A 23679-nucleotide genomic window follows, 5' to 3' on the forward strand; every position below is an offset into this window, starting at 1 on the left:
AATTCGATATGCGATCTCGCAGCATCCTGGCGCCCGAGTGGTGGGACTTCACAACGCTCGACCGTGAGCTACTGGACGATGCGGCCCGCGTCACGCCGGAGGATCTGCTCGGCTTTTCTCGCGAAGGTTTTGAGGTGCGGATGTATGACACGCTCGAAGATTTCTATCTAGCCGAAGCGCTCGAATACATCACCGCTTGGAAACAAGCGACCGCCGACAATCCGTGCGGCATCTGCGGCCCGATTGGGCCGACCGAACAACTGCCGCTGGTCGCGCGGCTGGTCAACGAGTTAGAGATCGATCTGAAGCATGCCCACTTTTGGGGCATGGACGAATGGGTCATCGACGGCAAAGAAGTGCCGTTTGAATTTCCGCTCGGATTCGCCAAAGCCGATCACGACATGTTGTTTGACAAGATCAAGCCCGAACTACGGATGCCGACCGAGAACATCCACTTCCCCAAAGTCGACGCGGCCGAATATATCGCGTCGTGGGATCAGGCGCGCTGCCTGGTCATGCAAGGTGGTCAGGGAGACGCGAAACACTGGGCGTTCAACGATCCCTTCCCGCGAACCGGCGACTATGTCGACGCGCCGCCCACTCCAGAAGAATACCGTCAGCTCGGCACCCGCGTCGTTGATCTTCACCCGGTGACGGTGATGCAAAACGCGCGCACCTCTGGCGGCGGCGTCGTGACTGAAGTTCCCCTTTCGGCGGTGACCGTCGGACCGAAAGAGACCTGGAAGTCAGAATGCGTTTCGATCTGGCAAGCCGGCGCGCATGACAACCCGTTTGGTCAACGTTTGACGGCGCTGATGATCGCCAAGAAGATTCCTGATTCGGCGGTGCCGATGTCGTTGTTGGCGGATCATCCGAATGTTCGCTTCAACTACTTCCGCGGCGGTTTGGGAACTTGCACGGTTCAAATGCACTAATGAAGCGTTCTGCTCTGGCCATTGCGGCTCATCCCGACGATATCGAGTTCCTCATGGCGGGCTCCCTGATGGCGCTCGCCGACGCCGGCTACGAAATCCATTATTGGAACGTCGCCGATGGCTGCTGCGGCAGCATGACGACCGATCGTGAGACGACCGCCCGGATTCGTCTGGCCGAAGCCCAGGCGGCGGCCGCGGCGATCGGCGCGCAATTTCACGCGCCGCTGTGCGCTGATCTAGAGGTGATCTATTCGCTCGAACTCTTGGCGCAGGTGACTTCAGTCATGCGGGCCATCGAGCCGGAGATCGTGCTCACACATGCGCCCAGCGATTATATGGAAGACCACATGCAAGTCGCTCGCTTGGCGGTAACCGGCGCATTTTGCCGCGGCATGCCTAACTTTTCGGTCAATCCGCCGCAGGCGATCACCCAGCAAAAGGTGACGGTCTATCACGCCCAGCCGTATCAAAATCGAGACCCGCTAGGCAAACTGGTCATGCCAGAGCTGTTTGTCGATACGTCGGATCTGGTCGAACGGAAAGTCGACATGCTGGCCTGTCACAAAAGCCAGAAAGAGTGGCTCGACCAAAGCCAGGGGATGGGCTCGTATCTCGAAGCGCTCCGCGATTTGGATCGCCAAATGGGTCATCTGTCAGAGACCTACGCATTTGCCGAAGGTTGGCGGCGGCATCTGCACGCCGGATTTTGCGATCCCGGCGATGACCCCTTGGCCGTCGCGCTGGCGTCGCGCGTCGTTCGTAATCCAGCTTACTAACCCATTTGGCTCGCCCTGCCCTTCCCTTGGCGCGGCTGTTACAATGACGAGAATAGTCGTTCTAACAATTAAATGGGATCGGGGAGCCGGTGATGGAAAGTCTCGAAAAGCTAGTATTCATGTTGCTGGGCGTTGCGTTAACGGCAATTTGCTGGGGATCGTACGGCGCGGTGTTGCATGAAGGGCAAGCAAGACTAGGGGGTTCTTTCAAACCGCTGATCTGCGTCGGTTTCGCCTATTTTGTCGTTGCGATTCTGATCCCCGGAGCGATTCTCGCTTCGCAAGGCAAGCTGTGGGAAGGTTGGTCCTTTAGCGGCATCGGCTGGAGCAGCGCCGCAGGCGTCTTCGGTACGCTGGGCGCATTAGGGATTGTTTTAGCTTTCAGCGCCGGCAGCAGCGCATCGAAACCATGGATCGTGATGCCGCTCGTTTTTGGGACGGCGCCGATCATCATCACGGTCATCTCGATGACGACCAAAGGTCTGTGGGGCCAAGCCAATCCGTTTTACTTCGCCGGCCTGATTTTGATTGTCGCCGGCGCCGTGACAGTTCTCTTTTTCGCTCCCCGCGCCAAACCGCACGCTGCGGCCGATCACGGCAAAACGGCGTCCGCGGCTGAGAAACCAGCCGATCCTGCCCATGAAGCCAAGCCTGCCGCTGACTAGCGGGAGCCGATGATGAACGAATCCAGCAACGATCAACAGCTGATGCAGGCGATCGACGACCAACTGGCGCATCTCTGGATGGTTCGCACGTTTCTCAAGCATGCCGAAGAAACGGAAGAAGACGACGAATTACAGGAAGTCGCGCGAGCATTGTACGACTACATGCTCGCGCTCGGAGCGCCGCTCGAAAGCGGCGATGCGGCCGCCTATCTGAAACAGGCGAAGAAGAAGCTCTCCAAACTGCGCCGCGCCGGCGAGTTGTTCCAAGAGATCCAACCCGAGATCTCGGACCACACCAACTTCCGAATGGCCGCCGCTAGTTGCCGTACCGTGATCGCCGAGTTAGAGCGACTGCTCGTGTAGGTCAGGCCTTGGCCCACTGAAGTTCGGCACGATAATTGGGCCAAGGCTTGACCTATACGGGAGCATCACGTTCCCCGCAGCGCGCCAAACCATTCGATCTGCCGCCGCGGACCAAATTGCAATTGATGCTGATCGCACCAAGGCTCGAGCCAGGTTCGAATCGCTTCCAACTCACCGGCCTCGGTTCCTTGCGGCATCATAAAGACCGTTTGGCGATTGATCTGCGGATACAGGTCAAGATAGCGGAGCACCTCTTCTGCGTCGGCCGGGCGATCGATCACAAACTTGAACTGATAAGCGTGCTCGTCGATCAGTTGCCGTATCACCTCCGGCGCCTTCCGCGTTTGCTCGTGCCGGCGGCGCCAGCGAGGATGATCATCCAACGGCGGCGCCGAGTTCGACATTTTTGGACTGATCGACATCACGTCGCAGGTCAGCGGCAAATAAAGGGTGCCGGCCGTTTCGATAGTGATGTGACGACCCGCGACATGGATCCCCTCGCACAGCGGGATCATCTCGGCGAACAACATCGGTTCGCCTCCGGTCAACACCACATGATCGCAGTCCAACAGGGCGATCCTGCCCAGGATCTCGGCGACCGACAGATCTTCCCCTTCCGGCTTCCACGAAGCATGCGGCGTATCGCAAAACCAGCAGCGGAGATTGCAGCCTGAGGCGCGCACAAACGTGCTCGTGACGCCGGTCAGAGCGCCTTCTCCTTGAATCGATCGATATATTTCGGCGATGCGCACGCGTTTGGACTGCGGTTTAGGTGTGAGCCCGCTTTTCGTCGCGGGTCGGTTAAGCCAAAATACCAGTTTACCGTGTAGGAGTGACGCGCAAATGGCGACACAGTTTCGCGATATTCTAGAAACTTTCGAAAATCAGAACCCTGATCGCGATTACAACATCGAGATCGTCTGTCCCGAATTTACGTCGGTTTGCCCGAAAACGGGGCAGCCTGACTTTGGGACGCTGATTTTCAACTATATCCCCGAAGAGAAGTGCGTCGAGCTGAAAAGCCTGAAGATGTATCTTCAGGCCTTTCGCAACGAGGGAATCTTCTACGAAAACGTCACCAATCGTATTCTGGACGACTTGGTCGCCGTGCTCGAGCCCCGCTGGATGCACCTGGAAGCGAAGTTCACGCCGCGCGGCGGAATCAGCACCAACGTGACGGTCGAGCACTACGCCGAAACGCCGGAAGAGGACGAGGAAGAAGAAGCCTAATCGCCAACTAATAAGCGATCGCCGATTCGCCCCTCTTCCAGAGGTCGAACAATTCGCGGCAAGCCGCTCGCTCGACGTCGCTGATAAGTCGCGTTGAGCTCCCCCCTTGTTCATAGAGCGAGCGAGCGGGGACCCGCAGCTCGTTAAAGCCGGCTGCTGCGGCGTCGTCGATGGTCGCCCCGTAGTAGATCTCGGCGACCCGCGCCCAATGTAGCGCCGCCGCGCACATCGGGCAAGGCTCGCAAGTCGTTGCGACCTGGGCCCTGGGGAGCAAGATTTCGCCCACTTTTTGGCAGGCGACACGCAGCGCCGTCACCTCGGCATGCGCGGTCGCATCGACCGTTTGCAGCACAAGATTGTGAGACACGGCGACCACTTCTCCATCAACGGCGATCGCACAGCCAAACGGCGACTGCCTGGCGGCGATCCCCTGTTTGGCCTTCTCAATGGCCAGTTGCATCAGTTCCACGGGCGAAATCATGGGGGTTTTCGTCATAAAATCGGGAGAGGTGAGCGAATTGGACTGCGTACAATAGTAGAGTCGCCCGACTCAGGCGACAGGGAAATTTTCCCTGCCTACGCTACTCGACGCTAGATTGGATCCCAATGCAATCTCTGCAAAATCTCGCGCTTGCCGCTGGTCTTGTCGGAACTCTGTTGGCCAGCGGCGCTGCCGCCGAAAAGCCCAAAAACATCGTTCTTATTTACGCCGATGACATCGGTTACGGGGATTTCAGCTGTTACGGCGCGAAGTCGTTCTCGACCCCCAACGTGGATCGGCTCGCCCAAGAGGGGCTGCAGTTTACCGACGCACACTGTGGATCGGCGACTTGCACCCCGTCGCGTTATTCGCTGCTGACCGGCCGTTACGCATGGCGACAAAAGGGAACCGGCATTTTGCCGGGTGACGCGGCGTTGATTATCCCGACCGATGAGGTAACCCTCCCCTCGATGCTGCGAGACGCCGGCTACAAGACCGGCGTCGTCGGCAAATGGCATCTCGGAATCGGCATAGGAAACGTCAATTGGAACGACAAAGTGGCTCCTGGACCGCTGGAAGTCGGTTTCGACTATTCGTTTCTGATCCCGGCCACCGGCGACCGCGTTCCGTGCGTCTACCTCGAGAATCACCATGTCGTCGGTCTCGATCCCAACGATCCGATCGAAGTCAGCTACGCGAAAAAGGTGGGCGACGAGCCGACCGGCAAAGACCATCCCGAACTGCTGAAGATGGGACTCTCGCATGGCCATGACAAGACCATTATTAACGGCGTCAGCCGCATCGGTTACATGTCTGGCGGCAAGTCGGCCCGCTGGGTCGACGAGGACATGGCCGACACGATCACCGCAAAAGCAGTCGCGTTTATCGACGACAACGCCGACCAACCGTTCTTCCTTTACTTTTCGACGCACGACATTCACGTCCCCCGCGTTCCGCACCCTCGGTTCGTCGGCAAAAGCGGCCACGGCCCGCGTGGCGACGCGATCCTGCAGTTTGACTGGTGCGTCGGCCAGGTGCTGGACGCGCTGGATCGTTACAACTTAACCGACGATACGCTCGTCATCTTGTCGAGCGACAATGGCCCGGTGCTAGACGACGGCTACAAAGACCAAGCGGTCGAACTGATCGGCGACCACAAACCGGCTGGCCCGTTTCGCGGCGGAAAATATAGTGACTACGAAGGGGGAACCCGCGTGCCGACGATCGTCCGTTGGCCCCATGTCGTGCAGCCCGGTGAGTCAGAGGCGCTCGTTTGCCAGATTGATCTGTTGACCTCGCTCGCCAAGCTGACAGGGCAAACGCTGCCGGCGGAGGCCGCTCCGGACAGTCTCGACGTCATGGAAGCGCTGCTTGGTAAGTCGACGCTCGGTCGTAGCGAACTGGTCGAACATGCCCGACAACTGTCGCTCCGCGTCGGAGACTGGAAGTACATCGAGCCGCGTCGCAACGACAAGGATCAACTCTTCAATTTGTCGCAAGACATCGGCGAAACCAAGAACTTAGCCAAGGCTTCGCCCGAGAAGCTGAAAGAATTGAAAGCCCGCTTGAAGGTGATTCGCCAAGCGGACCGCACGCGAGAGTAAAGCAAAACCGCAAGCCAATCGACGGCGGGGCCCGGTGCAAGCAGCGCAGGGGCCGCTGTGCGGCCCAAGGAAAGCGGTTCATCGTAGCAAGCAAATTTGCAGGGCGGCTGGTCCGCACGGCGGACCCTAGTTTTGCTCTACCAGCGGCGATGTTGGTTGAGAAATAACGCCGCGCGTTTACGAATGAACCGGGTGCTCGTCGGTCGCGGTCGGATGAGAATCGCAGTCGCCGGATTCTTGGGGACGCTTGCCCTGGCCCGAGCATTCCGGTGACGGCGTCGTGCAAGCGTCGCAGATCGGATTGCCGACCGAGTCGCGGAAGTTATTTAGCCCGCCGCAACTTCCCTTGATGCTGCGGTTGCTGATGATGACGCCGATCGCCATCCCCGCCAATGCGATGGCGAACACTCCGGCGGCGATTAAAAAAGTGAGTAGCACAGGTTACTCTCCACGCTGAGGCCACAACGACGTGCGGCGTACGACCGGCCCATCCGCGCCGCGGATGAGAAACAACACGGCCAATTTGTTTTGTTCCGCCCAATTGTATCCACGCTCTGGTCCCAAGACCATGAGCGTCGTCGCGAAAGCGTCGGCCGCGGCGCAATCGGCATGCAACACGCTGACCGACGCGGGAGGATGCGGCAGCGGACGCCCTGTTTGGGGATCAATCGTGTGAGAATAGATCTGACCATCCTCCACAAAATGTTGTCGATAATCTCCGGAAGTCGCCAGTGATTGGTTCGACAGTTCGACGATCTCTTGAATCGCTCTGGCGCCGGGGGTCGGTTTCTCGATCGCGATCCGCCATAGCGAGCCGTCGCTCTTGCGTCCGACGGCGCGTACTTCACCGCCGATTTCGACCATGTACGATTGGGCGCCTGAGTCGGCGACCAGTTGGGCGATCTGGTCGACGCCGTAGCCTTTGGCGATCGCCGAAAGATCGACATACAACGCGTCTCGTGACTTTTTCAGGGCCGGAGGATCGAGTCGAACCTCGAGCTTGGCGTCTCCCACGTTGGCCAGGGCGGCGGCGATCGCTTCGTCGCTGGGGACTTTTTCAGGACGATTGTCAGGGCCAAAACTCCAGAGATTGACCAGCGGGCCGACGGTCACGTCAAACGCGCCGTCGCTCTGCTCGCTAATTTCTTTGGCCCGTGCAACAACGTCGGCCAACGCCTGCGAGACGGGAAACCAATTTCCCGCCGGGCTTTGATTGAAACGCGAGAGTTCCGAATCTGGAATATAGGTCGACATCTGCTGGTTGATTTCGACCAGCCGCTCGTCCACCTGCTTTTGCAGCGACGCTGTCGAGAAGTCGGCGCCGGACGCGATCAACTTGACCGAGTAGGTCGTCCCCATCGTCCGCCCTGTTAACTCGACAGGAGCGGAGTGGTTGGGACTACAGCCGACCACCAAAAGCAGCAAGCATGCTGCTCTGGTCAGCGTGATCATACGTTTAGCCGCCGAAGTCATCGTAGGCGATATTTTCTGGCGGAACGCCGAGGTCATCCAGCATTTTGAACACCGCCTGATTCATCATCGGCGGACCGCAGATGTAATACTCGATGTCTTCCGGAGCCGGATGGTTCTTCAAGTAGTTCTCGAGGAGAACCTGGTGAATGAACCCTTTCAGACCGGTCCAGTTGTCTTCCGGCAACGCATCCGAGAGCGCGATGTTGAACTTAAAGTTCGGAAAGTCCTTTTCAATGTCGCGGAATTCGTCGACATAGAACAGTTCGCGAACGCTCCGACCGCCGTACCAAAACGAAACTTTGCGGTTGGTCTTTCGTTCTTTGAACAGTTCAAAGATGTGACTGCGAAGCGGAGCCATGCCGGCGCCGCCGCCGATGTAGACCATTTCGTTTTCGGTGTCTTTAATGAAGAACTCGCCGTACGGGCCCGAGATCGTCACCTTATCGCCAGGCTTCTTGCTAAAGATATAGCTGGAAGCTTTACCCGGCGGAGTTCCTTCGGGGGCTCGCGGCGGCGGCGAAGCGATCCGGACGTTGAGCATGATGATGCCCTTTTCGCCGGGGTAGTTCGCCATCGAGTAAGCGCGAATCACCGGCTCATCCACTTTGGACACATACCGCCAAATGTTGAACTTATCCCAGTCTTCATGATATTCCTTGTCGACGACGAAGTCCTTGTAGGCGACTTCGTGTTCCGGAATTTCGATCTGGATGTAGCCGCCCGCCTTGAAGTCGACTTCCTCGCCTTCGGGCAGCTTCAGCTTGAACTCTTTGATGAAGGTCGCGACGTTGTCGTTCGAGATGACCTCGCAATCCCACTTCTTCGTTTCAAACGCTTCGTGGGGAACTTCGATGCTCATGTCCTGCTTGACCGCGACCTGGCACGACAAGCGATAGCCTTCGCGGGCTTGCTGGTTGTTGATGTGCGATTTTTCGGTCGGCAGAATATCACCGCCGCCCGAATGAATTTTCACTTTGCACTGAGCACAGGTTCCGCCGCCGCCGCACGCGGACGAGACGAAGATGCCCTGGTCGGCTAGCGCATTGAGCAATTTACCGCCGGCGGGGACATGAACTTCTTTTTGCTCATTGATCACGAGCTTCACGTCGCCGGCGGCGACAAGCACCGACTTGGCGGCAAGAATGATCGCCACCAGCGCCAGCACGAGAACCGTGAACATCGCGACGCCGACGGGAATCAGGATGAATTGATATTCCTGCATGACTCTATACTTTTCGACTAAAAGTCACTGAAATCGGGAATTACAGCATGCCGCCAAACGACATGAACGCCAAAGCCATGAGGCCGGCGGTGATGAACGTGATGCCGAGTCCTTTCAGACCATCCGGCACGTCGCTGTATTTCAGCTTTTCGCGAACGCCGGCCAAAGCGACGATCGCCAACGCCCAGCCGACTCCGGCGAAGACGCCGTAAACGCAGCTTTGCGTAAAGTTGTAATCACGCTCGACCATGAACAACGAACCGCCCAAAATCGCGCAGTTGACCGTGATCAACGGCAGAAAGATGCCGAGCGCGGTATACAACGGCGGAAAGTAACGATCGAGCGCCATTTCCAAGATCTGCACAATCGCCGCGATAACGCCGATGTAAATGATCAATCCGAGAAACGTGAGGTCCATATCGGCCAGATCCGAGCTGATCCAAGCAAGTTGCCCTTTCTTCAGCAGATGCTGATAGATCAGGTTGTTCGCCGGAATCGTGATCGCCATCACTGCGATCACCGCGGCGCCCAGCCCGAGGGCCGTCTTCACGTTTTTGGAAACGGCGAGAAACGTGCACATCCCCAAAAAGAAGGCGAGCGCGAGATTTTCGCTGAAGACCGCTTTCAGTGCAATATTGACGTAGTCAGCCATGTTTAGCCCTCCGTCTCTACCTGGTCAGGACGGAATGTCCGCAAGACCCAAATGATGATGCCGATGATGAAAAACGCACTCGGCGGCAAGACCATCAGCCCGTTGGTCGTGTACCAGCCGGAATCTTTGACTGCGTCGTACAGCGGCAGAATAGTAATGCCGAACAAGGTTCCAAAACCGAACAGTTCGCGGAAGAAGGCGACGATCAACAGAATCAAGCTATAGCCGAGTCCATTGCCGATGCCGTCCAAAAAGCTCATGCCGGGTTCGTGCTTCATCGCGTAGGCTTCAGCACGTCCCATCACGATACAGTTGGTAATGATCAAACCGACGAACACCGACAGCTCTTTGCTGATGTTGAACGCGTAGGCTTTCAAAAATTGGTCGACGATGATCACGAGCGATGCGATGATCGTCATCTGCACGATGATGCGGATGCTGCTGGGGATGAACTTGCGAACCAGACTAACGCTCAGGTTCGAGAACCCCGTCACCACCGTCACCGCCAACGCCATCGTCAGGGCTTTGTCCATTTTGGACGTCACCGCCAACGCCGAACAAATGCCGAGCACTTGCAGTGCGATCGGATTGTTGGTGAAGACCGGCGACAGCAGGATCTCTTTCGTGGTCTCTTTAGCCATTGAAGTCTCCCTTGCGAACTTTCGCCAAAAATGGACCGAAGCCGCCTGGGCCTAGCCAGTAGCGAACCATCGTATCAACCCCTTTGGTCGTGATCGTAGCGCCTGACAGGCCGTCGATGTTGGTATCAATGCCGCCGGTCTGCCCTGCCTTCGTGACCGAAACGACGACCTTGCCGTCGTCTTCGACCGCTTGGGTGCCGGGCCACTGGGCTTTCCAATCTGGGTTGTCGACTTCGCCGCCGAGCCCTGGAGTTTCGCCATGCGAGTAGTAAGTCAAACCTTTGATCGTCTGGGCGTCTCCCTCAAGAGCGATGAAGCCCTTCATGGTCGACCACAGTCCTTTGCCGTAGAACGGCAACACAATCACGTCGATCTGGCCCTCTTTCTTCAGCAAAAAGACCTGCGAATATTTGGGGCGCTCTTTGATGTCACCCAGCTTTTCAGCAGCCGGAGCATCGGTAGGAATTTTTTCCATCTTCGGTTTGTCATCCAACGAATCGGCCGCAATCGGGTCTTCTTCCCGATTATCAACACGTTCGCCGGTGTCGAGGTCGATCACGATCGTCTCGACGCTGTTGTACAACTCGGTGATCTTGGCGTCGCTGACATCTTCGACTTTGCCTTCTTTGTCCTTCGGCAACGCGCCGGCGGCAGCCAGAATATTCTTCTGCTGATCCAGCTTTTCGTTTTCGACTTGAGTCGGTTTCAGGAGGACTGCCGTCGCCGAAACCGCTATCGAACAAACGATGCAAAGGACGGCGGCCACCAGGAACGTTCCGCCTACGCTATCACGACGCATAGCGAGCCATCCTTCTGTTGATGTTTCCTTGAATCACGAAGTAGTCGATCAGCGGCGCCATCACGTTACCAAACAAGATGGCGAGCATGATCCCTTCCGGGAACGCGGGGTTGATGCCGCGAATCAAGATCGTCAGTACGCCGACCAGGATCCCGTAAAACCACTTTCCTTTTTCCGTCATCGCCGCCGAAACCGGGTCGGTCACCATAAAGACGCAACCGAAGGCGAAACCGCCGATCACCAGATGCCACCACGGCGGCAATGCGAACAACGCGGAGGTTTCCAATCCCGAAAGACTCGCGAGCCAAAAGACGCCCGAGGTTCCCACGGCGCCCAACACAGTTGCGGCCATGATCTTCCACGAGCCGACGCCGGTCAGGATCAAAAAGGCGGCGCCCAGCAAACATGCCAGAGCTGATGTTTCGCCCATCGAACCGGTGATCGTCCCGAGGAACGCTTGCATCCAAGTAATCCCCTGACCGTCGACTCCTTGCAGAATCTGCGAAAGCCCCACGTCCAGATTGTCTTTGTTCTCGGCCAACGCCCCTAGGGTGGTCGCGCCGCTAAAACCATCGGCAGCAATCCAAACGTTGCCGGTGATCTGATTCGGGTAAGCGAAGTAAAGGAACGCACGAGCCGTGAGGGCCGGATTCAGAAAGTTCTTGCCGGTGCCGCCAAAAACTTCCTTGCCGATCAACACGCCGAAGGCGATGCCTAAAGCGACTTGCCAGAGTGGAATCGTCGGCGGCAACGTCAGCGGAAAGAGCATCCCGGTAACCAGGAACCCTTCGTTGACTTCATGCTTGCGAACGATTCCGAAGATCACCTCGATAATCCCGCCGACCGTCATCGTGACGATGTAGACCGGCAGAAAGTAGATCGCGCCCAGCACGATATTGTCGAGCAAGCTGCCGGGGTCGTGAGCCATTCCCAGTGACGTGAACAGACTCTCTTGCCAGTTCTCCGGCGCAGTGCCGGCTTCAGCGTGAATCGCTGAGTTGGCTTGGTAGCCGGTGTTCCACATCGCCATCAAGATGCACGGCGTGAGCGCGATGACGACAAACACCATCATCCGCTTCAGGTCGAGACCATCTCGCACATGGGTCGTACCGTGCGTGATTTCGCCTGGCGTGTAAAGGAACGTATCTCCCGCTTCATACAGCGGATAGAGTCGTTCGAGCTTGCCGCCTTCCTCAAACAGAGGAGCGGCGCGATCGAGTAGGTTGCGTATAAACTTCATGGTTACCCCTCGGCCTCAATGCGGTCTAGGTTCTTCCGCAGGGCGCTGCCGAAGTCGTGCTTGCCGGTATCGACGTAGGAACAAAGCGCCAAATCTTCTTCATCCAATTCCAAGGCGCCCAGCGCCTGAGCCGATTCCATATCGTTCACCACCAGCGACTTGAGCAGTGCTGTCGGTTCGATATCGAGCGGCATCACTTTTTCATACATCCCGGTCGGGATGATCGCGCGATGACTTCCCTCACTGCTGGTCGTGAAGTCATATTCGCGACCTCCGCCGGTCAGGGCCGACATGAACACCGACTTGGTCGAGAACTTGCCGAACCCGAGCGTCAGCCAACCCAGGAAGTCGCGGTTGCGACCTTCTTCCAGCACCGAAATCTGATTGTGGTAACGTCCCAGGAACGTATGCGGCTCTGCACAAGTTCGGCCCCAAAAGACCGAGCCCGAAATCACGCGAGGATCGACTCCATTCAGCTGACCGTCAGTCAACTGCGTCAGGTCGGCGCCCAACGCCGCTTCGATCAAGCGCGGCTTGCTCACGGCGGGTCCCGCCAGCGAGAGGATTCGCTTGACGTTCAGTCGGCCGGTCTTGAACAGCGTACCGATCGCCAACACGTCTTGATAACCGATGTGCCAGACGGCGCGATCGCGCCCCGCCGGGAACAAGCAATGAATATGCGTTCCAGGCAAGCCGGCAGGATGTGGGCCATCGAATTCGACAACTTCGGCGAATTCCAGGCCTTCACCCGGGATGTCAGCGCCAGGAGCACGACAGACGAACATCGGTCCATCGGTTAATTTACTCAGCGCTTCCAAACCGGCCGTGAACTCCGCTTTCTGCGGGCCGATCACGACTGCGGGATCAGCCGCCAACGGATGGCTGTCGATCGCCGTAATGAACAGCGCTCTCGGCGTTTGCGTCGGCGATGGAGTCCGACCAAAGGGCCGTTGTCGCAGCGCTGGCCACAGGCCGGCGGCCAACATTCCCTCGACCACTTGCTGGCGAGTCAGATTCAAGAGCGATTGATCGCCATGCGAGGCGAACTCGACTTGTTCGTCCCCTTCACGCTCGATCACGACCGACAAAAACCGACGCTTGGCGCCGCGGTTAACCGCAACAACCTTTCCGGCGGCCGGCGATGTGAACATCACGCCGGGATTCTTTTTGTCTTCAAACAGGGCCTGACCAAGTTTGACCGAATCCCCTTCGGCAACAAACATCGTCGGCCGCATGCCGATGTAGTCCTCGCCAAGGAGACCGAATCGGGTCACCGCTCCGGCCGACTCGATGGACTGCTGAGGACGACCCGAAATCGGCAGATCGAGCCCTCGTTTCAATGTAATAGTTCGTGGCATCCGCGGCTCCGAACGGGCGAATCTTGGCCCTGGAAATTACTGCGTATCGCTGCGTAACGTAGCGAGCAAACTGAGTTTGTGAAAACTTTCACAATGTATAGGACATGTAGGCCTGGGAAATGCTTTTCAATCGTCTGCGGCGAACAAAGGAAGCTGTGCAGTTAACGCTCGCCGTGAAGAAGATGCCTACACCCAGGCATGCCCGAATAATTGCCTCGCTATCCTCAAAATAATATCGGTTGTGCAGGGAGTCGCAAGGGGAGAATTCCTCGCCCTACGAATCCAAGCCCCTTTTTGCGAGGTCCTAACTTGCGTTTTGAGCGGCGATAAGCGAACGCAACGAACCCCGGGCGAAATGTGGGCAAATACCGATCCGTTAAAAAACAACGACAAAAAACTCTCTGCCGTAATCACTCTGCGGCAATTTAATTCATTGTCGCTCATTGCGGACGCGGCATTAATATTTTTTCATCTTCATGAAGTGCAGAAGATACCAGCACGCGTGATGCGCCGATCGCCAATTGCGCTGCGATATCGGCCGATGTCTGCATCCCACCTCCAGTAATCCACTCGACTCCCGCAAGTTGCGTCGACAACTCGCGGCACAGCATCTCGGTTCCGGTCCCCCTCCCCTGCCCAATGTGAGCCAGATCGAGCAACACAATTCGCCTAACGCCGCACTCAAACGCGCGTTGCGCTACTTCTTCGGGACGAATCGCCGCACCCACAATCCGTAACGGACGACCATGCCGCAAATCAAGACTGAACGTCACGTCGTCGCCAAATTCGGCCGCGATCTGCTCCAGATCTTCCCAGCGTCGCAGCGTCTCGAGCCCGACAATCACGGATGCGACATTCTCTCGTGCCAGCACTTCGATCACGCGTTGGCAATCGGCAAGCGTCGCCAATCCGGCGTCGAGATGCAGCCGCAGACCGGCCTCTGCGATTTTCCGCCAATCTTCAACTTGCGGTCGACCGTCTAGAATCGCATCCAGATCCGCGACGTATGCATCCTCAAACGAATACGCGGTAACCATCGCTGCGGCGACGTCGCCAGGCTTTGATGAAGCGCACAACTTGCTTTCGATCGGACGATAGCGACGCCGCAAGCCGCCGACGCCGCGCACCACGTGCCGGTCTTTCAAATCGATCACCGGCAAGATCACCGGCGGCAACTTAGAAAGTGAAGTCAATGGACTGATCAGAGTAGAGAGGCATATGGCGATAGTAAACTTCTAGGATCATCGCCGCCAAACAGGTCGTGTACAATCGCCCCCCCTCCTCAAAGTAAGGGTCGTCAAAGCGCCAGCTTCCCGCCTCGTACAACTTTGTCGATTGCGACTGCACCAGGTAGTTGCTTAGCTTGTCGTTCCACTTCGTCCACGCAGGCCCGCCTTGGTGCGCCATCACGTTGGTCGCGTAGTAGTTGAAATACATGTCACGCTGCGAGGGCCCCTCGGTCGCGAGAAACTTCGCTCCCCGTTGCAATCGCCGATCATTGCGACGCCATCCCAGATACATCCGTGACAACAGTCCGATCGCCGTTGTCGTCGGCCGCTTCCCCGGCCGCTGATATCCATAGTAGGCGCCGGCGTCGGTTTGCACCGTATCGAGAAAGTACTCCGCCAGACCAACTTTGGCGGACGAAACTTGCAGCCCGCCGATCAAGGCGCTCTTCAGCGCCATCAATTGCCAACCATAAACCGACGTATCGCCTGGCTCGCCCGGTTGATAGCGCCACCCGCCTTCGAGATGCTGCGCGAACTCAATAAACTTCACCGCCTCCTGAGCATCCTGGCGCAGATCAGGATCTTCGGTCATGGCGTACGCTTCGCACAGCGCGATCGCCGCCAAGCCGTGACAATACATGCCAAACTTACTGCCGCCGGTCAGATCGCCTCCTCGATTGCTGACGATCATGTTCGTTCTCAGATAGTAGAGCCCCTTAGCAACCGTCTCTTGATAGGGACTTTCACGCAGATGCGTGTAACCCTTGCCCAAAAACGGCAGCAGCGCCAGACCGGTCGCGCCGGTCAACGCATGCGCGGTTCCCGGATCGGTAGCACGCGCTCCCTGAGGGCCGTTGCGATGATTGAAGTCCCAATGACCATCGTCGTTTTGCTGCGCAGCGATCCAGGCCAACGCGCGTTCGACGGCGTCTTGCGTCGCTTGTGAGCCTCCGCGCTGCTGCAGCAAACCTGGTTGCTTGGCGGGATCTCTTCCTTCAAATCCACCGGCGCCGGCCGGCGGTACGTAAGTCAGCGTCGCCGAATCCGAGAACTGCAACGCCGGGGACGGAATCGAAGCGATTGGCGCTGCGGACGGAGCAGTCTGCGCCAGTTGCTGCGCCAACTCCTCAAGCGCAAAAGTCGAATCGTTGATGACTTCCCCCTGGATGTCCGCAACTTCCGGCTGCCACTTGGGGATCTCGGTAATCGGAACAGTCGGGTCGGCTTCGCCGAGAATGATCCCCGGCGGGCCTTCTCGTCGATCGTCGCGCAAGATCCACAATCCAAGCGCCAGCACCACCAATAAATGAAACAGCAAACTGAACATCCAGCCAGCCGAGCCTTGAAAACGGCGCGACAGCCACAGCACGAGCGCATTCTCCTTCTTCCTGACCCGCGAAGGAGCCGGAGACTCGGCGACATTTGTCGATGCCGAAAGGATGCGCATAAATCGCTACCACCGAAACAATGAGTACGCGCCGCACAATCGGCGCGCAGCACCAGGATCACCGTCAACTATAGCTTGATTGAAACTGCAAGCGTGACGCAAATATTGCGTGTCAAAAGTACGCGAGCTCACTCAATCCCTTTTGCGCGAACATCCATCGTCAGACCGCGATCCGAGTAGCCCACAGAGCGGGCCTCTTTCGAGGTAAAATATTCTTCGCAATCCCTTCAAAAACAGGAAAGCGGGCGAGAAATCTCGTAAAATCGCTTTCGCAGGCTGTACTGCTTCGAACCATGCGAAAGCGAACTCCATGAAATCGATTCGTCTCTTTTGGCTTCTGACGTTTCTCGTCACCTGGTCAACAGCCCCTAAGACGCCTTGCTTGAAGGGGGCGGAACCTCCGCACATCCAGGATATCGTCGCCGCCGGCCGCCAGACTCAGGAACGACTGGCCACCGACACGGCAGCCTGGACGACGGTATTGGAATTGCCCAATGATCTCTTCGCAGAGGTCGATACCGTTCGCGCTGCGGACATGGAAAAGCAAGTGATTCGCTTAACCAAAGGCGATAGCAGATTGGAAATTGCCGAAATCATCAGCAGGGAGGGGCTGTGGTACGTCACGACCAAAGAAGGCAATTTCAAATACCGTCCCTTCGAAGCGCCGCTGTCATTTCCCGCCGCCTATTTCTTTCTGGCGAGAAGTGAAATCCGCATGATCGTCGACGAAATCGATGAAGCGGTGAATTTCGCAGGCGTCGCTGACAATGTCGCCACCTATCGCATGCCGCTGCCTGAGGCCAATGCGCAGCAAATCAAGTCAGCCCTGAAGATGATCAAGGACGCGGAAACCCGTTCTCCCGATAGCGTGAATCAAAAAATGCGGGACACGAAGCAGATGCTGGAAGGGACCCTCAACACCGGCATCGAGGTGAAGCTCGACATAACGAATGGAGTCATCCTTAAAGATGGCGTCTTCAAAAAGCAAGTTTGGTTCAAAAACTTTCGCTGGGTTCCCGCATCAGAAGACTCACAGTTCGATATCAGTCAGCAACAATGGACCGATCGGACGCAGCCCCTAGCGAATCAAGAGTCGCTTCGTGACTTAATCACGATCGCAAATCAACCGTTATGGCGCCCCGGCACGCCCGACGGGGATATGAATTTGCTGCTCTTGAATATCCGCACGGGAGACTTCCGCCGACTCCCCTATCAACACGGCGTCGCCCTGGGAGGCTGCTTTTCAAAAGACCGATCCCGGGTCTACTTGGCCGGCAATCTTCCGCTGGAAGGCAGCATGTGCCTCTTTGAGATCGATCTGCTCTCGGGCGAAAACATTCGAATTGGGGGGCCAGAACTGCAGTCCGGCATGGTCTTATCATGCGTCCTGTCGCCTGACGATCGATATTTGGCCGTCTTGAAACAAGCAACCGGAAAGGGGCCGCTTGATTTTCAGATTTACATTCATGACCTCGAAACTGGAGAAACCCGTCCGCTAGGCGAAACCATGGATACCGGCTTCCCCTCTTGGCTGCCGGACGGCAAGGGGATCGTGCTGGTGACCCGCGAGTACGCCGCGCTCGACAAGCCTTCGATCAATACCGTTTGCCGCATGGATCTGAGCGGAAAAATCACCTCGCTGTTGCAAGGCTCTAGCCCGGTAATGCTCATGTCAGAGTCGCGCATCATGTACGAAAATAATGAGACCGATCTTTGGTATTCTTGCGACCTTGATGGCAAAGATGTCCAAATGATCGGCGATGGCCTGAAAGGCTATGGCTTCCCGACCGCAAGTCCCGACGGGAATCAGGTGATCATGATGAAATTTGGCGGAGCAGAAGGGCCGCGGCCTTATCTCGTCGAGATTTCATCGGGCCAAGCGACGCCGATCCCTGCTGGTCCTGGCCTCTGGGCGTATCCAGCCTGGCGATAATCCCAATGCTTTCCAGCGGCGCCCATGAGACTCCGCTTGGCGTTTGCTGCACTCGCAACAAAAAGAGCCGCTCTCTAAGGAAGCGGCTCATTTGCTACGCAATATCCCCAACGACCTGCTTACAGCGGAAAGTCTTCTTCCGATGCGGTGTTCTTATAGATCGGCAGGTGACGGTAGTAAACTTCCAACGTTAGCAGCGATAGCGAAGTGTTGTAGAGCCGCCCACCTTTGTCGGTGAACCCGCCGGTGAAATGCCAGCTACCGGCTTCGGGCTGCCCCTCTTTGACCTGTGAGTTGATCAAGAAGTCGCGCTGCTTCACGTTCCAGGCTTCCCATTTGGCGCCGCCATGGTGACGCATCACCTGCGTTGCGTAATAGTTGTAGTACATGTTGGCTCCGCCGCCCAACGACGGGCCCTGGCCAGCCAGATAGTCGACCCCCTTCTCCAGAGCCGGGTTTTCTTTCTTCCAGCCCAGATACATGCGGCACAACAGCCCGACGGCCGTCATCGACGCCTTGGCGCCGGGATCGGCGTAGCCATACTTGGCGCCGCCGTCCGACTGGACTGAATCAAGGAACTTCATCGAGCCGGCAATCGTGTTACGCGGAACCTCTAAGTAGCCCATATGGCCGCTCTTCAGCGCCATTAACTGCCAACCAACCACCGAAGTATCGCCGGCCTGGCGCGGTTTGTAACGCCATCCGCCCCCGACCGGATCCTGGCATGCGACGATATAGTTCAGCGAAGCCTGGGCGGGCGCCATCAAGTTTTTGTCTTGCGTCATCGCATAGGCTTCACATAGTGCGATCGACCCCAGACCATGCGAATACATATTCCCCTGGGCGTCGACCAGGCTCCCTTCGCGGCCGCGAACTTGCATCAAGCGAACCAGCGCCGTCAGTCCGGCGTTTACCTGCTTCTTGTACTTGCCCTCTTTATGCGTATGGCCTGAGCCTAAAAACGGCAACAAGCCCATCGCGGTCGCTGCTCGGGGAGAATTGCTAAACTCGCCAAAGTTTTTCGATTCGCCTGGCTTTTTGGCGCCGCGACGATGATCAAAATTCCAGGTCCCATCTGGCAGTTGATGGTCGGCGATCCATTTGATGCCGTTGACCACGGCCGCTTCGCTGCCGCCGTTTCCGCCCCCTTCGCTCAACATTTTGGTGCGCGTCGCCTGACCGCGGCCGCTAGTGCCGTTACCAGTCAATCCGGCGTTGTCGGTCATCATGTCTGAGAAGGGCGCCGTCTGATCCGCAAAGTCGACTAGGTCGAGCTGCTGCGTCGCCGCTTCCATCTCTTGAAAATCGGAGACGATGTTTTCTTCTGCGATAACCGCTTCTTCCATTTGCTCTGGCGGCTTGTCGAAGTCGAGCTTCATTTCATCGATCGGCTCGAATTCTTCCATGACAAATTCGTCGATCTCTTCCGCATCGGCGGTGTCGTCGACGGTGATCTCACGCTGCTGATTCATCTTTTGCGCGACCGGCAACAAGACCAGCACCAAAATCAGCAAGAAGTGGACAACCAGACTGACCAGCCACGAAGGAACCGCGGTCAGCAGCAAAAATCGGCTGCTTACTGCGGGACGGACATCATCTTCATGATCCGGTTCGATATCGTTCTGGGGAGCATTGGGAGTGGCCATAAACGTTTACCTTCGCTCCGCGACATTCGCGCGGGAACATTCCTTGAACGCAGAAAAGAAAAGAGTCGGATGCAGATTTGCCGCAGGGAAAAGGAGGACGCCGGCAAGAATATGCCGAAAGTCAACAAATCTTCAACAAAATCAATTTTAGAGGGTACCAACCGCCGCCACACCCCCTAACAGGGGCCATTCTTGCCGTTGAGCCTCACTAGGACATTCGTTTCTACCCTTCACGAATATTCCACGAGAATCTAACGTTCCCAAAATTGTGAAGTACTCAGCCGGATTGATGAATCTGCTTTCCGGCGGAAAGGGACTAGCCGACTCCCCATGTCATTCGGTATATTGCGGGATTCCAACCCATAGATTGAGTATCACTCTAATCCACTTGAAGCTGTCCAGGGATCCGGCGTCATGGCCAAAAAGAGCAAAAAAGCAGAAACCGTCTTTCTCGTATGCGAGGAATCGGGCGACTACAACTACACCCTGAAACGCAAGCCGGGCGGCGAAAAGCTAAAGCTCAAGAAATATTGCCCGCGCCTGCGCAAGCACACTTGGCACAACGAAAAGAAAAAGTAGTCTCGGACTATTTTGCCGCGACGATCCGCTGCGAACTGTCACATCTCTGGCGGTTCGTTGATTTTTGGGCCGATATGCGTCAGACTCACGTCCGTTTCGAATCGCATCGCCACGGACTGGAGTAACTTTCCGCTATGGAAAAGCGCTGGCGCATTTTTCCGCACGACGCTGCCCGCATCCGACAGCTCGAGCAATCGGCTGGAGTTCCCCCGGTTGTCGCCCAGCTTCTCATCAGCCGCGGCATTTGCGATCCCAATGCGATTCGCGGCTTTCTCGAAGCGAAATTCTCGGACCTGCGCGACCCGGACCTGCTTCCCGGCGTTACTGCCGCCGTCGAACGTATTGATGCGGCGATCAAAGCCAAACGCCGCATTACCATCTACGGCGACTACGACGCCGACGGCATCACCGGATCGGCGATTCTCTATCGCTGCCTGCAAACGCTTGGCGCCGACGTCGGCTATTACGTTCCCAGCCGCTTTGACGAAGGCTACGGCCTAAACAGCGAAGCGTTGGAAAAGCTGGTCCAACGTGGAACCCATCTGCTGATCACCGTCGACTGCGGTATCGCCAGCGTCAAAGAAGCGGACCGCGCAAAAGAGCTGGGTCTGGAACTGATCATTACCGACCATCACGAGATGGCCGAGCGACTGCCCGACGCGGCGGCGATTGTCCATCCGCGCCTGCCTGGAACCAACTATCCCTTCGGCGGACTTTGCGGCGCCGGCGTCGCTTTCAAACTTGCCTGGGCGCTCTGTCAAAAAGCGAGCAACGCCCGGCGCGTCACCGACCGGCTGCGCAATTTTCTGCTGACCGCCGTCGGCCTGGCGTCGATCGGCACCGTCGCCGACGTTGTGCCGCTCTTGGACGAAAATCGCCTGATCGTCCGTCACGGCCTGAACTGCCTGCGCGAGCATTCCGTTCCCGGCATCGAAGCATTGCTGGAAGTCGCGAAGCTCGGTGACAAGAAGCAACTAACCAGCGAAGACATCGGGTTTATGATCGGCCCTCGCCTGAATGCGGCGGGCCGACTTGGCCAAGCGCAGCTAGCGATCGAACTGCTGACGACCGATTCGCCCGAACGCGCCCGAGCGCTGGCCGAGTACATTCATCAGCTGAACGACAGCCGCGGCAGTCTCGAACGCAGCATTAATCTCGCCGCTCAAAAGCAAGCCAAAGAAGAGTTCGATCCGGTCAACGATCCGGCCCTCGTCCTAGCTGGGCATGGTTGGCACGTCGGCGTGATCGGAATTGTCGCCGGTCGGTTGGCCGAAAAATACAATCGTCCGGTCATTCTGATCGCGCTCGATCAAGCAGGCGTAAAGCCCGGCGTCGGCTCGGCGCGCAGCGCATGCGGCTTGAATCTGCACGAAGCGCTCAAATCTTGCGAGCATCATTTGCTCGGTTGCGGCGGACATGCGGCCGCGGCGGGCCTACAGATTTCGCCAGACAAGATCGAAGCTTTTCGCGCCGAGTTCCTCGAATACGCCGCCAGCGAAGTCACCGACGAATCGCAAATCGCCGAACTCGCGATCGACGCCGAAGCCCCGATCAGCCAACTGACGTTCAAGACGATCACCCAAATCGAAATGCTCGCCCCATTTGGTGCAGGAAACCGTCGCCCCATTATGTGCGCCAGCGGCGCCAAGTTGGTCGACAAACCGAAACGGATCGGCGGCGGCGAGCGCCATCTGTCGGTCCATCTAGAGCATCACGGAGTCCGCATCCGCGGCGTCGCCTTCGGCCAAGGAGACTGGGCCGAACCGCTCGCCAAACATGACGGGCTGCTCGATATCGCCTTCCAACCGGTCATCAACAACTTCCGCGGCCGAAACAACGTCGAGCTGCAATTGGTCGACTGGAAACCGCACGAAGCCAACAACCCGCCACCGGCCTAGCGACCAGCAACGCATTGCCGCCTGACAAACATCGCCACCGATTTAGCAGAAGCCAACCCTCTCAACACATGAAGTCGGAAGTCCTTTGTCGCATTTGGGTTACGCCCCCAATTTTTCTGCGAACCGGCCATGTCGTTGTCGCCTCCTGCTATTGACGCTCAGGCATCGGACATCTATAAACGGACTTTCGACCTGAGGGATTTATCCGAACAGGTAGAATCGGGGCGTGGCTCAGCCTGGTAGAGCGCTGCGTTCGGGACGCAGAGGTCGCACGTTCAAATCGTGTCGCCCCGACTTGTAAGTCTTTCTAGTACAACGACTTACGACTACAACTTTTGAACCGTTACCTATCTTGCCGCTTGCTGGAAAAGGCTCAGGGTTCAGAAGCAAAAGTTATCTCCTCTGTTTAGAGTGACTTTTATTATCCCCACAAGGGTTTCCCGGCTCCAGCGAGCCTGTCTGTCGCCTCATTCTCTAGCCGCACTAGATTTATCGGCTCGGTGGAACTTCGCCACAAGTCTAGGGCATAGAAGATCCCCAAAGGAATGGTTATCCTTGGGCAACCTATTTCCAATTACCAACTGACGGGAAACAGAATTTTCAATGGACCACATGACCGCCGGCCTCTCTGTCCTCGATCAATCGTTCAATCCCCCCCTCATGTTTAATGCAGTCTTCTATGCGACGTGCCCAGAATGCGGCCAAAACGCCAACATTGGAAGCGTTCGATCGGGCAATTTAGTCATCACGTGCCCCACTTGTGACAAGGGGAAAGTACACGACGACATTCAATACAAAGATTTCATCAAGCAACTAGTTCGGAGGCTCGCAAACAGCCAAGACAACATGCATTCCTAGGCAAACACAAACCAACCGTGACATGCAACACAAGACGCATTCGCGTAGCCGCAGGGACCTCAAGTGTATAAGTACGATTTCGGATTCTCTTTCGCTGGCGAAGACCGCGAGTACGCGAAAGCCCTAGCTCAATTGGTAAAGCGGGAGAGCGTCCGCGTATTCTATGACGAAGACTTCGAGGCGGACCTTTGGGGACAAGATGTATACCAAGGATTCCAGCAGGTCTACGGAAAGGATTGCCGCTTCTTTGTTCCATTCATTTCGGCCAACTATATCGCGAAGAATTTGGAATTGCCCCTTTTTTTGCCGGAGCAAAGCTGCCGTCCATAAAAATTTCGTCCCAGTTGATGCGGCCTTGCTCATCGAGTTCGTCGATGAACGCATGCCACATATCGACAAAGACGCCAGCTTCCTCCCATTCGGCCAATCGTCGCCAGCAAGTGCTTGGCGAGGGATACCAATCGGGCAAGTCCTTCCAGCGGGCTCCGCTGCGAAGCACCCACAAAATACCTTCAAAACAGGCCCGATCGTCCGCCCGAGGCCTGCCACAACGACGTGTTGTCGGGACCTCAGGAATGAACGGCCTTACCATTTCCCACTGCTCATCGGTGAGCAACACTCCACGCCTGCCTGCCATCGAAGAACTCCTT

At 57.0% G+C, this 23679-nt stretch carries 24 protein-coding genes and 1 tRNA gene; 11 read left to right on the forward strand and 14 right to left on the reverse strand.

The annotated features are described in order from the left end of the window. The first annotated feature begins 8 nt into the window (after nt 1-8). The 4 genes from DSM3645_RS08180 (at nt 9) to DSM3645_RS08195 (ending at nt 2739) form a co-directional block, all read left to right on the forward strand. Complete coding sequence (locus DSM3645_RS08180; protein WP_002651645.1) at nt 9-935, forward strand: hypothetical protein; 927 nt, start codon at nt 9-11, stop codon at nt 933-935. Then, nucleotides 935-1711 carry a PIG-L deacetylase family protein gene (locus tag DSM3645_RS08185; protein ID WP_002651646.1) on the forward strand — a complete coding sequence of 259 codons (777 nt, stop codon included), beginning with the start codon at nt 935-937 and terminating at the stop codon, nt 1709-1711. The genes DSM3645_RS08180 and DSM3645_RS08185 overlap by 1 nt, the downstream gene beginning before the upstream one ends. Before the next feature lie 92 nt (nt 1712-1803). Continuing rightward, complete coding sequence (locus DSM3645_RS08190) at nt 1804-2376, forward strand: hypothetical protein (protein WP_002651647.1); 573 nt, start codon at nt 1804-1806, stop codon at nt 2374-2376. A gap of 12 nt (nt 2377-2388) precedes the next feature. Then, the gene (locus DSM3645_RS08195; protein WP_040352291.1) at nt 2389-2739 is read left to right on the forward strand and encodes a hypothetical protein; all 351 of its coding nucleotides are present in this window, start codon (nt 2389-2391) and stop codon (nt 2737-2739) included. Between the two features lie 65 nt (nt 2740-2804). Here the strand turns inward: DSM3645_RS08195 and DSM3645_RS08200 are convergent, their stop codons facing one another. Further along, nucleotides 2805-3491: a 7-carboxy-7-deazaguanine synthase QueE gene (locus tag DSM3645_RS08200; protein ID WP_002651649.1), complete on the reverse strand. Its 687-nt coding sequence runs from the start codon at nt 3489-3491 to the stop codon at nt 2805-2807. 91 nt (nt 3492-3582) lie between these two features. Between DSM3645_RS08200 and queF the strand changes: the two genes are divergently transcribed. Continuing rightward, complete coding sequence (queF, locus tag DSM3645_RS08205) at nt 3583-3969, forward strand: preQ(1) synthase (protein WP_002651650.1); 387 nt, start codon at nt 3583-3585, stop codon at nt 3967-3969. A gap of 7 nt (nt 3970-3976) precedes the next feature. Here queF and DSM3645_RS08210 read toward each other — a convergent pair whose 3' ends face one another. Continuing rightward, complete coding sequence (locus DSM3645_RS08210) at nt 3977-4450, reverse strand: nucleoside deaminase (RefSeq protein ID WP_040351702.1); 474 nt, start codon at nt 4448-4450, stop codon at nt 3977-3979. Between the two features lie 125 nt (nt 4451-4575). Here DSM3645_RS08210 and DSM3645_RS08215 point away from each other — a divergent pair, with 125 nt between their 5' ends. Then, complete coding sequence (locus DSM3645_RS08215) at nt 4576-6054, forward strand: sulfatase family protein (protein ID WP_002651652.1); 1479 nt, start codon at nt 4576-4578, stop codon at nt 6052-6054. Nucleotides 6055-6231: 177 nt separating this feature from the next. Here the strand turns inward: DSM3645_RS08215 and DSM3645_RS08220 are convergent, their stop codons facing one another. The 10 genes from DSM3645_RS08220 to DSM3645_RS08265 all read right to left on the reverse strand — a co-directional run bounded on the left by DSM3645_RS08220 (nt 6232) and on the right by DSM3645_RS08265 (nt 16037). Next, nucleotides 6232-6492, reverse strand: coding sequence for a (Na+)-NQR maturation NqrM (locus tag DSM3645_RS08220; RefSeq protein WP_050769330.1), 261 nt, complete (start codon nt 6490-6492; stop codon nt 6232-6234). Nucleotides 6493-6495: 3 nt separating this feature from the next. Beyond that, nucleotides 6496-7527 (reverse strand): FAD:protein FMN transferase, encoded by a 1032-nt coding sequence (locus DSM3645_RS08225; protein ID WP_237564778.1) that lies wholly within the window; start codon nt 7525-7527, stop codon nt 6496-6498. Then, the gene (gene nqrF, locus DSM3645_RS08230; RefSeq protein WP_002651655.1) at nt 7511-8749 is read right to left on the reverse strand and encodes an NADH:ubiquinone reductase (Na(+)-transporting) subunit F; all 1239 of its coding nucleotides are present in this window, start codon (nt 8747-8749) and stop codon (nt 7511-7513) included. Before nqrF ends, DSM3645_RS08225 begins: the two co-directional genes overlap by 17 nt. Nucleotides 8750-8789: 40 nt before the next feature. Beyond that, entirely contained in the window at nt 8790-9401 is a 612-nt protein-coding gene (gene nqrE, locus DSM3645_RS08235; RefSeq protein ID WP_002651656.1) for an NADH:ubiquinone reductase (Na(+)-transporting) subunit E, read from the reverse strand. 2 nt (nt 9402-9403) lie between these two features. Next, nucleotides 9404-10042 (reverse strand): NADH:ubiquinone reductase (Na(+)-transporting) subunit D, encoded by a 639-nt coding sequence (locus DSM3645_RS08240; protein WP_002651657.1) that lies wholly within the window; start codon nt 10040-10042, stop codon nt 9404-9406. Next, complete coding sequence (locus DSM3645_RS08245) at nt 10035-10841, reverse strand: Na(+)-translocating NADH-quinone reductase subunit C (protein WP_002651658.1); 807 nt, start codon at nt 10839-10841, stop codon at nt 10035-10037. The genes DSM3645_RS08240 and DSM3645_RS08245 overlap by 8 nt, the downstream gene beginning before the upstream one ends. Next, nucleotides 10831-12081, reverse strand: coding sequence for an NADH:ubiquinone reductase (Na(+)-transporting) subunit B (locus DSM3645_RS08250; protein WP_002651659.1), 1251 nt, complete (start codon nt 12079-12081; stop codon nt 10831-10833). Before DSM3645_RS08250 ends, DSM3645_RS08245 begins: the two co-directional genes overlap by 11 nt. A 2-nt stretch (nt 12082-12083) precedes the next feature. After that, complete coding sequence (locus DSM3645_RS08255; RefSeq protein WP_040351703.1) at nt 12084-13439, reverse strand: Na(+)-translocating NADH-quinone reductase subunit A; 1356 nt, start codon at nt 13437-13439, stop codon at nt 12084-12086. 440 nt (nt 13440-13879) lie between these two features. Next, nucleotides 13880-14632: a HisA/HisF-related TIM barrel protein gene (locus DSM3645_RS08260; RefSeq protein WP_161603310.1), complete on the reverse strand. Its 753-nt coding sequence runs from the start codon at nt 14630-14632 to the stop codon at nt 13880-13882. Next, complete coding sequence (locus DSM3645_RS08265) at nt 14616-16037, reverse strand: prenyltransferase/squalene oxidase repeat-containing protein (RefSeq protein WP_050769331.1); 1422 nt, start codon at nt 16035-16037, stop codon at nt 14616-14618. The genes DSM3645_RS08260 and DSM3645_RS08265 overlap by 17 nt, the downstream gene beginning before the upstream one ends. Before the next feature lie 388 nt (nt 16038-16425). Between DSM3645_RS08265 and DSM3645_RS08270 the strand changes: the two genes are divergently transcribed. Further along, nucleotides 16426-18048 carry a hypothetical protein gene (locus tag DSM3645_RS08270; protein WP_002651664.1) on the forward strand — a complete coding sequence of 541 codons (1623 nt, stop codon included), beginning with the start codon at nt 16426-16428 and terminating at the stop codon, nt 18046-18048. 119 nt (nt 18049-18167) lie between these two features. Here DSM3645_RS08270 and DSM3645_RS08275 read toward each other — a convergent pair whose 3' ends face one another. Beyond that, nucleotides 18168-19694: a prenyltransferase/squalene oxidase repeat-containing protein gene (locus DSM3645_RS08275; RefSeq protein ID WP_002651665.1), complete on the reverse strand. Its 1527-nt coding sequence runs from the start codon at nt 19692-19694 to the stop codon at nt 18168-18170. A 414-nt stretch (nt 19695-20108) separates the two neighbouring features. On the opposite strand from DSM3645_RS08275, the gene rpmG reads away from it, so the two are divergent. The 4 genes from rpmG to DSM3645_RS31790 all read left to right on the forward strand — a co-directional run bounded on the left by rpmG (nt 20109) and on the right by DSM3645_RS31790 (nt 23359). Then, nucleotides 20109-20273 (forward strand): 50S ribosomal protein L33, encoded by a 165-nt coding sequence (gene rpmG, locus DSM3645_RS08280; protein WP_002651666.1) that lies wholly within the window; start codon nt 20109-20111, stop codon nt 20271-20273. 134 nt (nt 20274-20407) lie between these two features. Beyond that, nucleotides 20408-22171: a single-stranded-DNA-specific exonuclease RecJ gene (recJ, locus tag DSM3645_RS08285; protein WP_002651668.1), complete on the forward strand. Its 1764-nt coding sequence runs from the start codon at nt 20408-20410 to the stop codon at nt 22169-22171. 220 nt (nt 22172-22391) lie between these two features. After that, nucleotides 22392-22465: transfer RNA gene (locus DSM3645_RS08290), tRNA-Pro, on the forward strand. Nucleotides 22466-23092: 627 nt separating this feature from the next. Next, the gene (locus tag DSM3645_RS31790; protein ID WP_081444758.1) at nt 23093-23359 is read left to right on the forward strand and encodes a TIR domain-containing protein; all 267 of its coding nucleotides are present in this window, start codon (nt 23093-23095) and stop codon (nt 23357-23359) included. Here DSM3645_RS31790 and DSM3645_RS27920 read toward each other — a convergent pair. Beyond that, a complete protein-coding gene (locus tag DSM3645_RS27920) occupies nt 23286-23666 on the reverse strand; it encodes a transposase (protein WP_081444759.1) in 381 nt (126 codons plus the stop codon). The two genes, DSM3645_RS31790 and DSM3645_RS27920, sit on opposite strands and share 74 nt — an antisense overlap. Nucleotides 23667-23679: the final 13 nt, after the last annotated feature.

Origin of the sequence: Blastopirellula marina DSM 3645, from assembly GCF_000153105.1 — a bacterium.
In the GTDB taxonomy this organism is placed as follows: domain Bacteria; phylum Planctomycetota; class Planctomycetia; order Pirellulales; family Pirellulaceae; genus Blastopirellula; species Blastopirellula marina.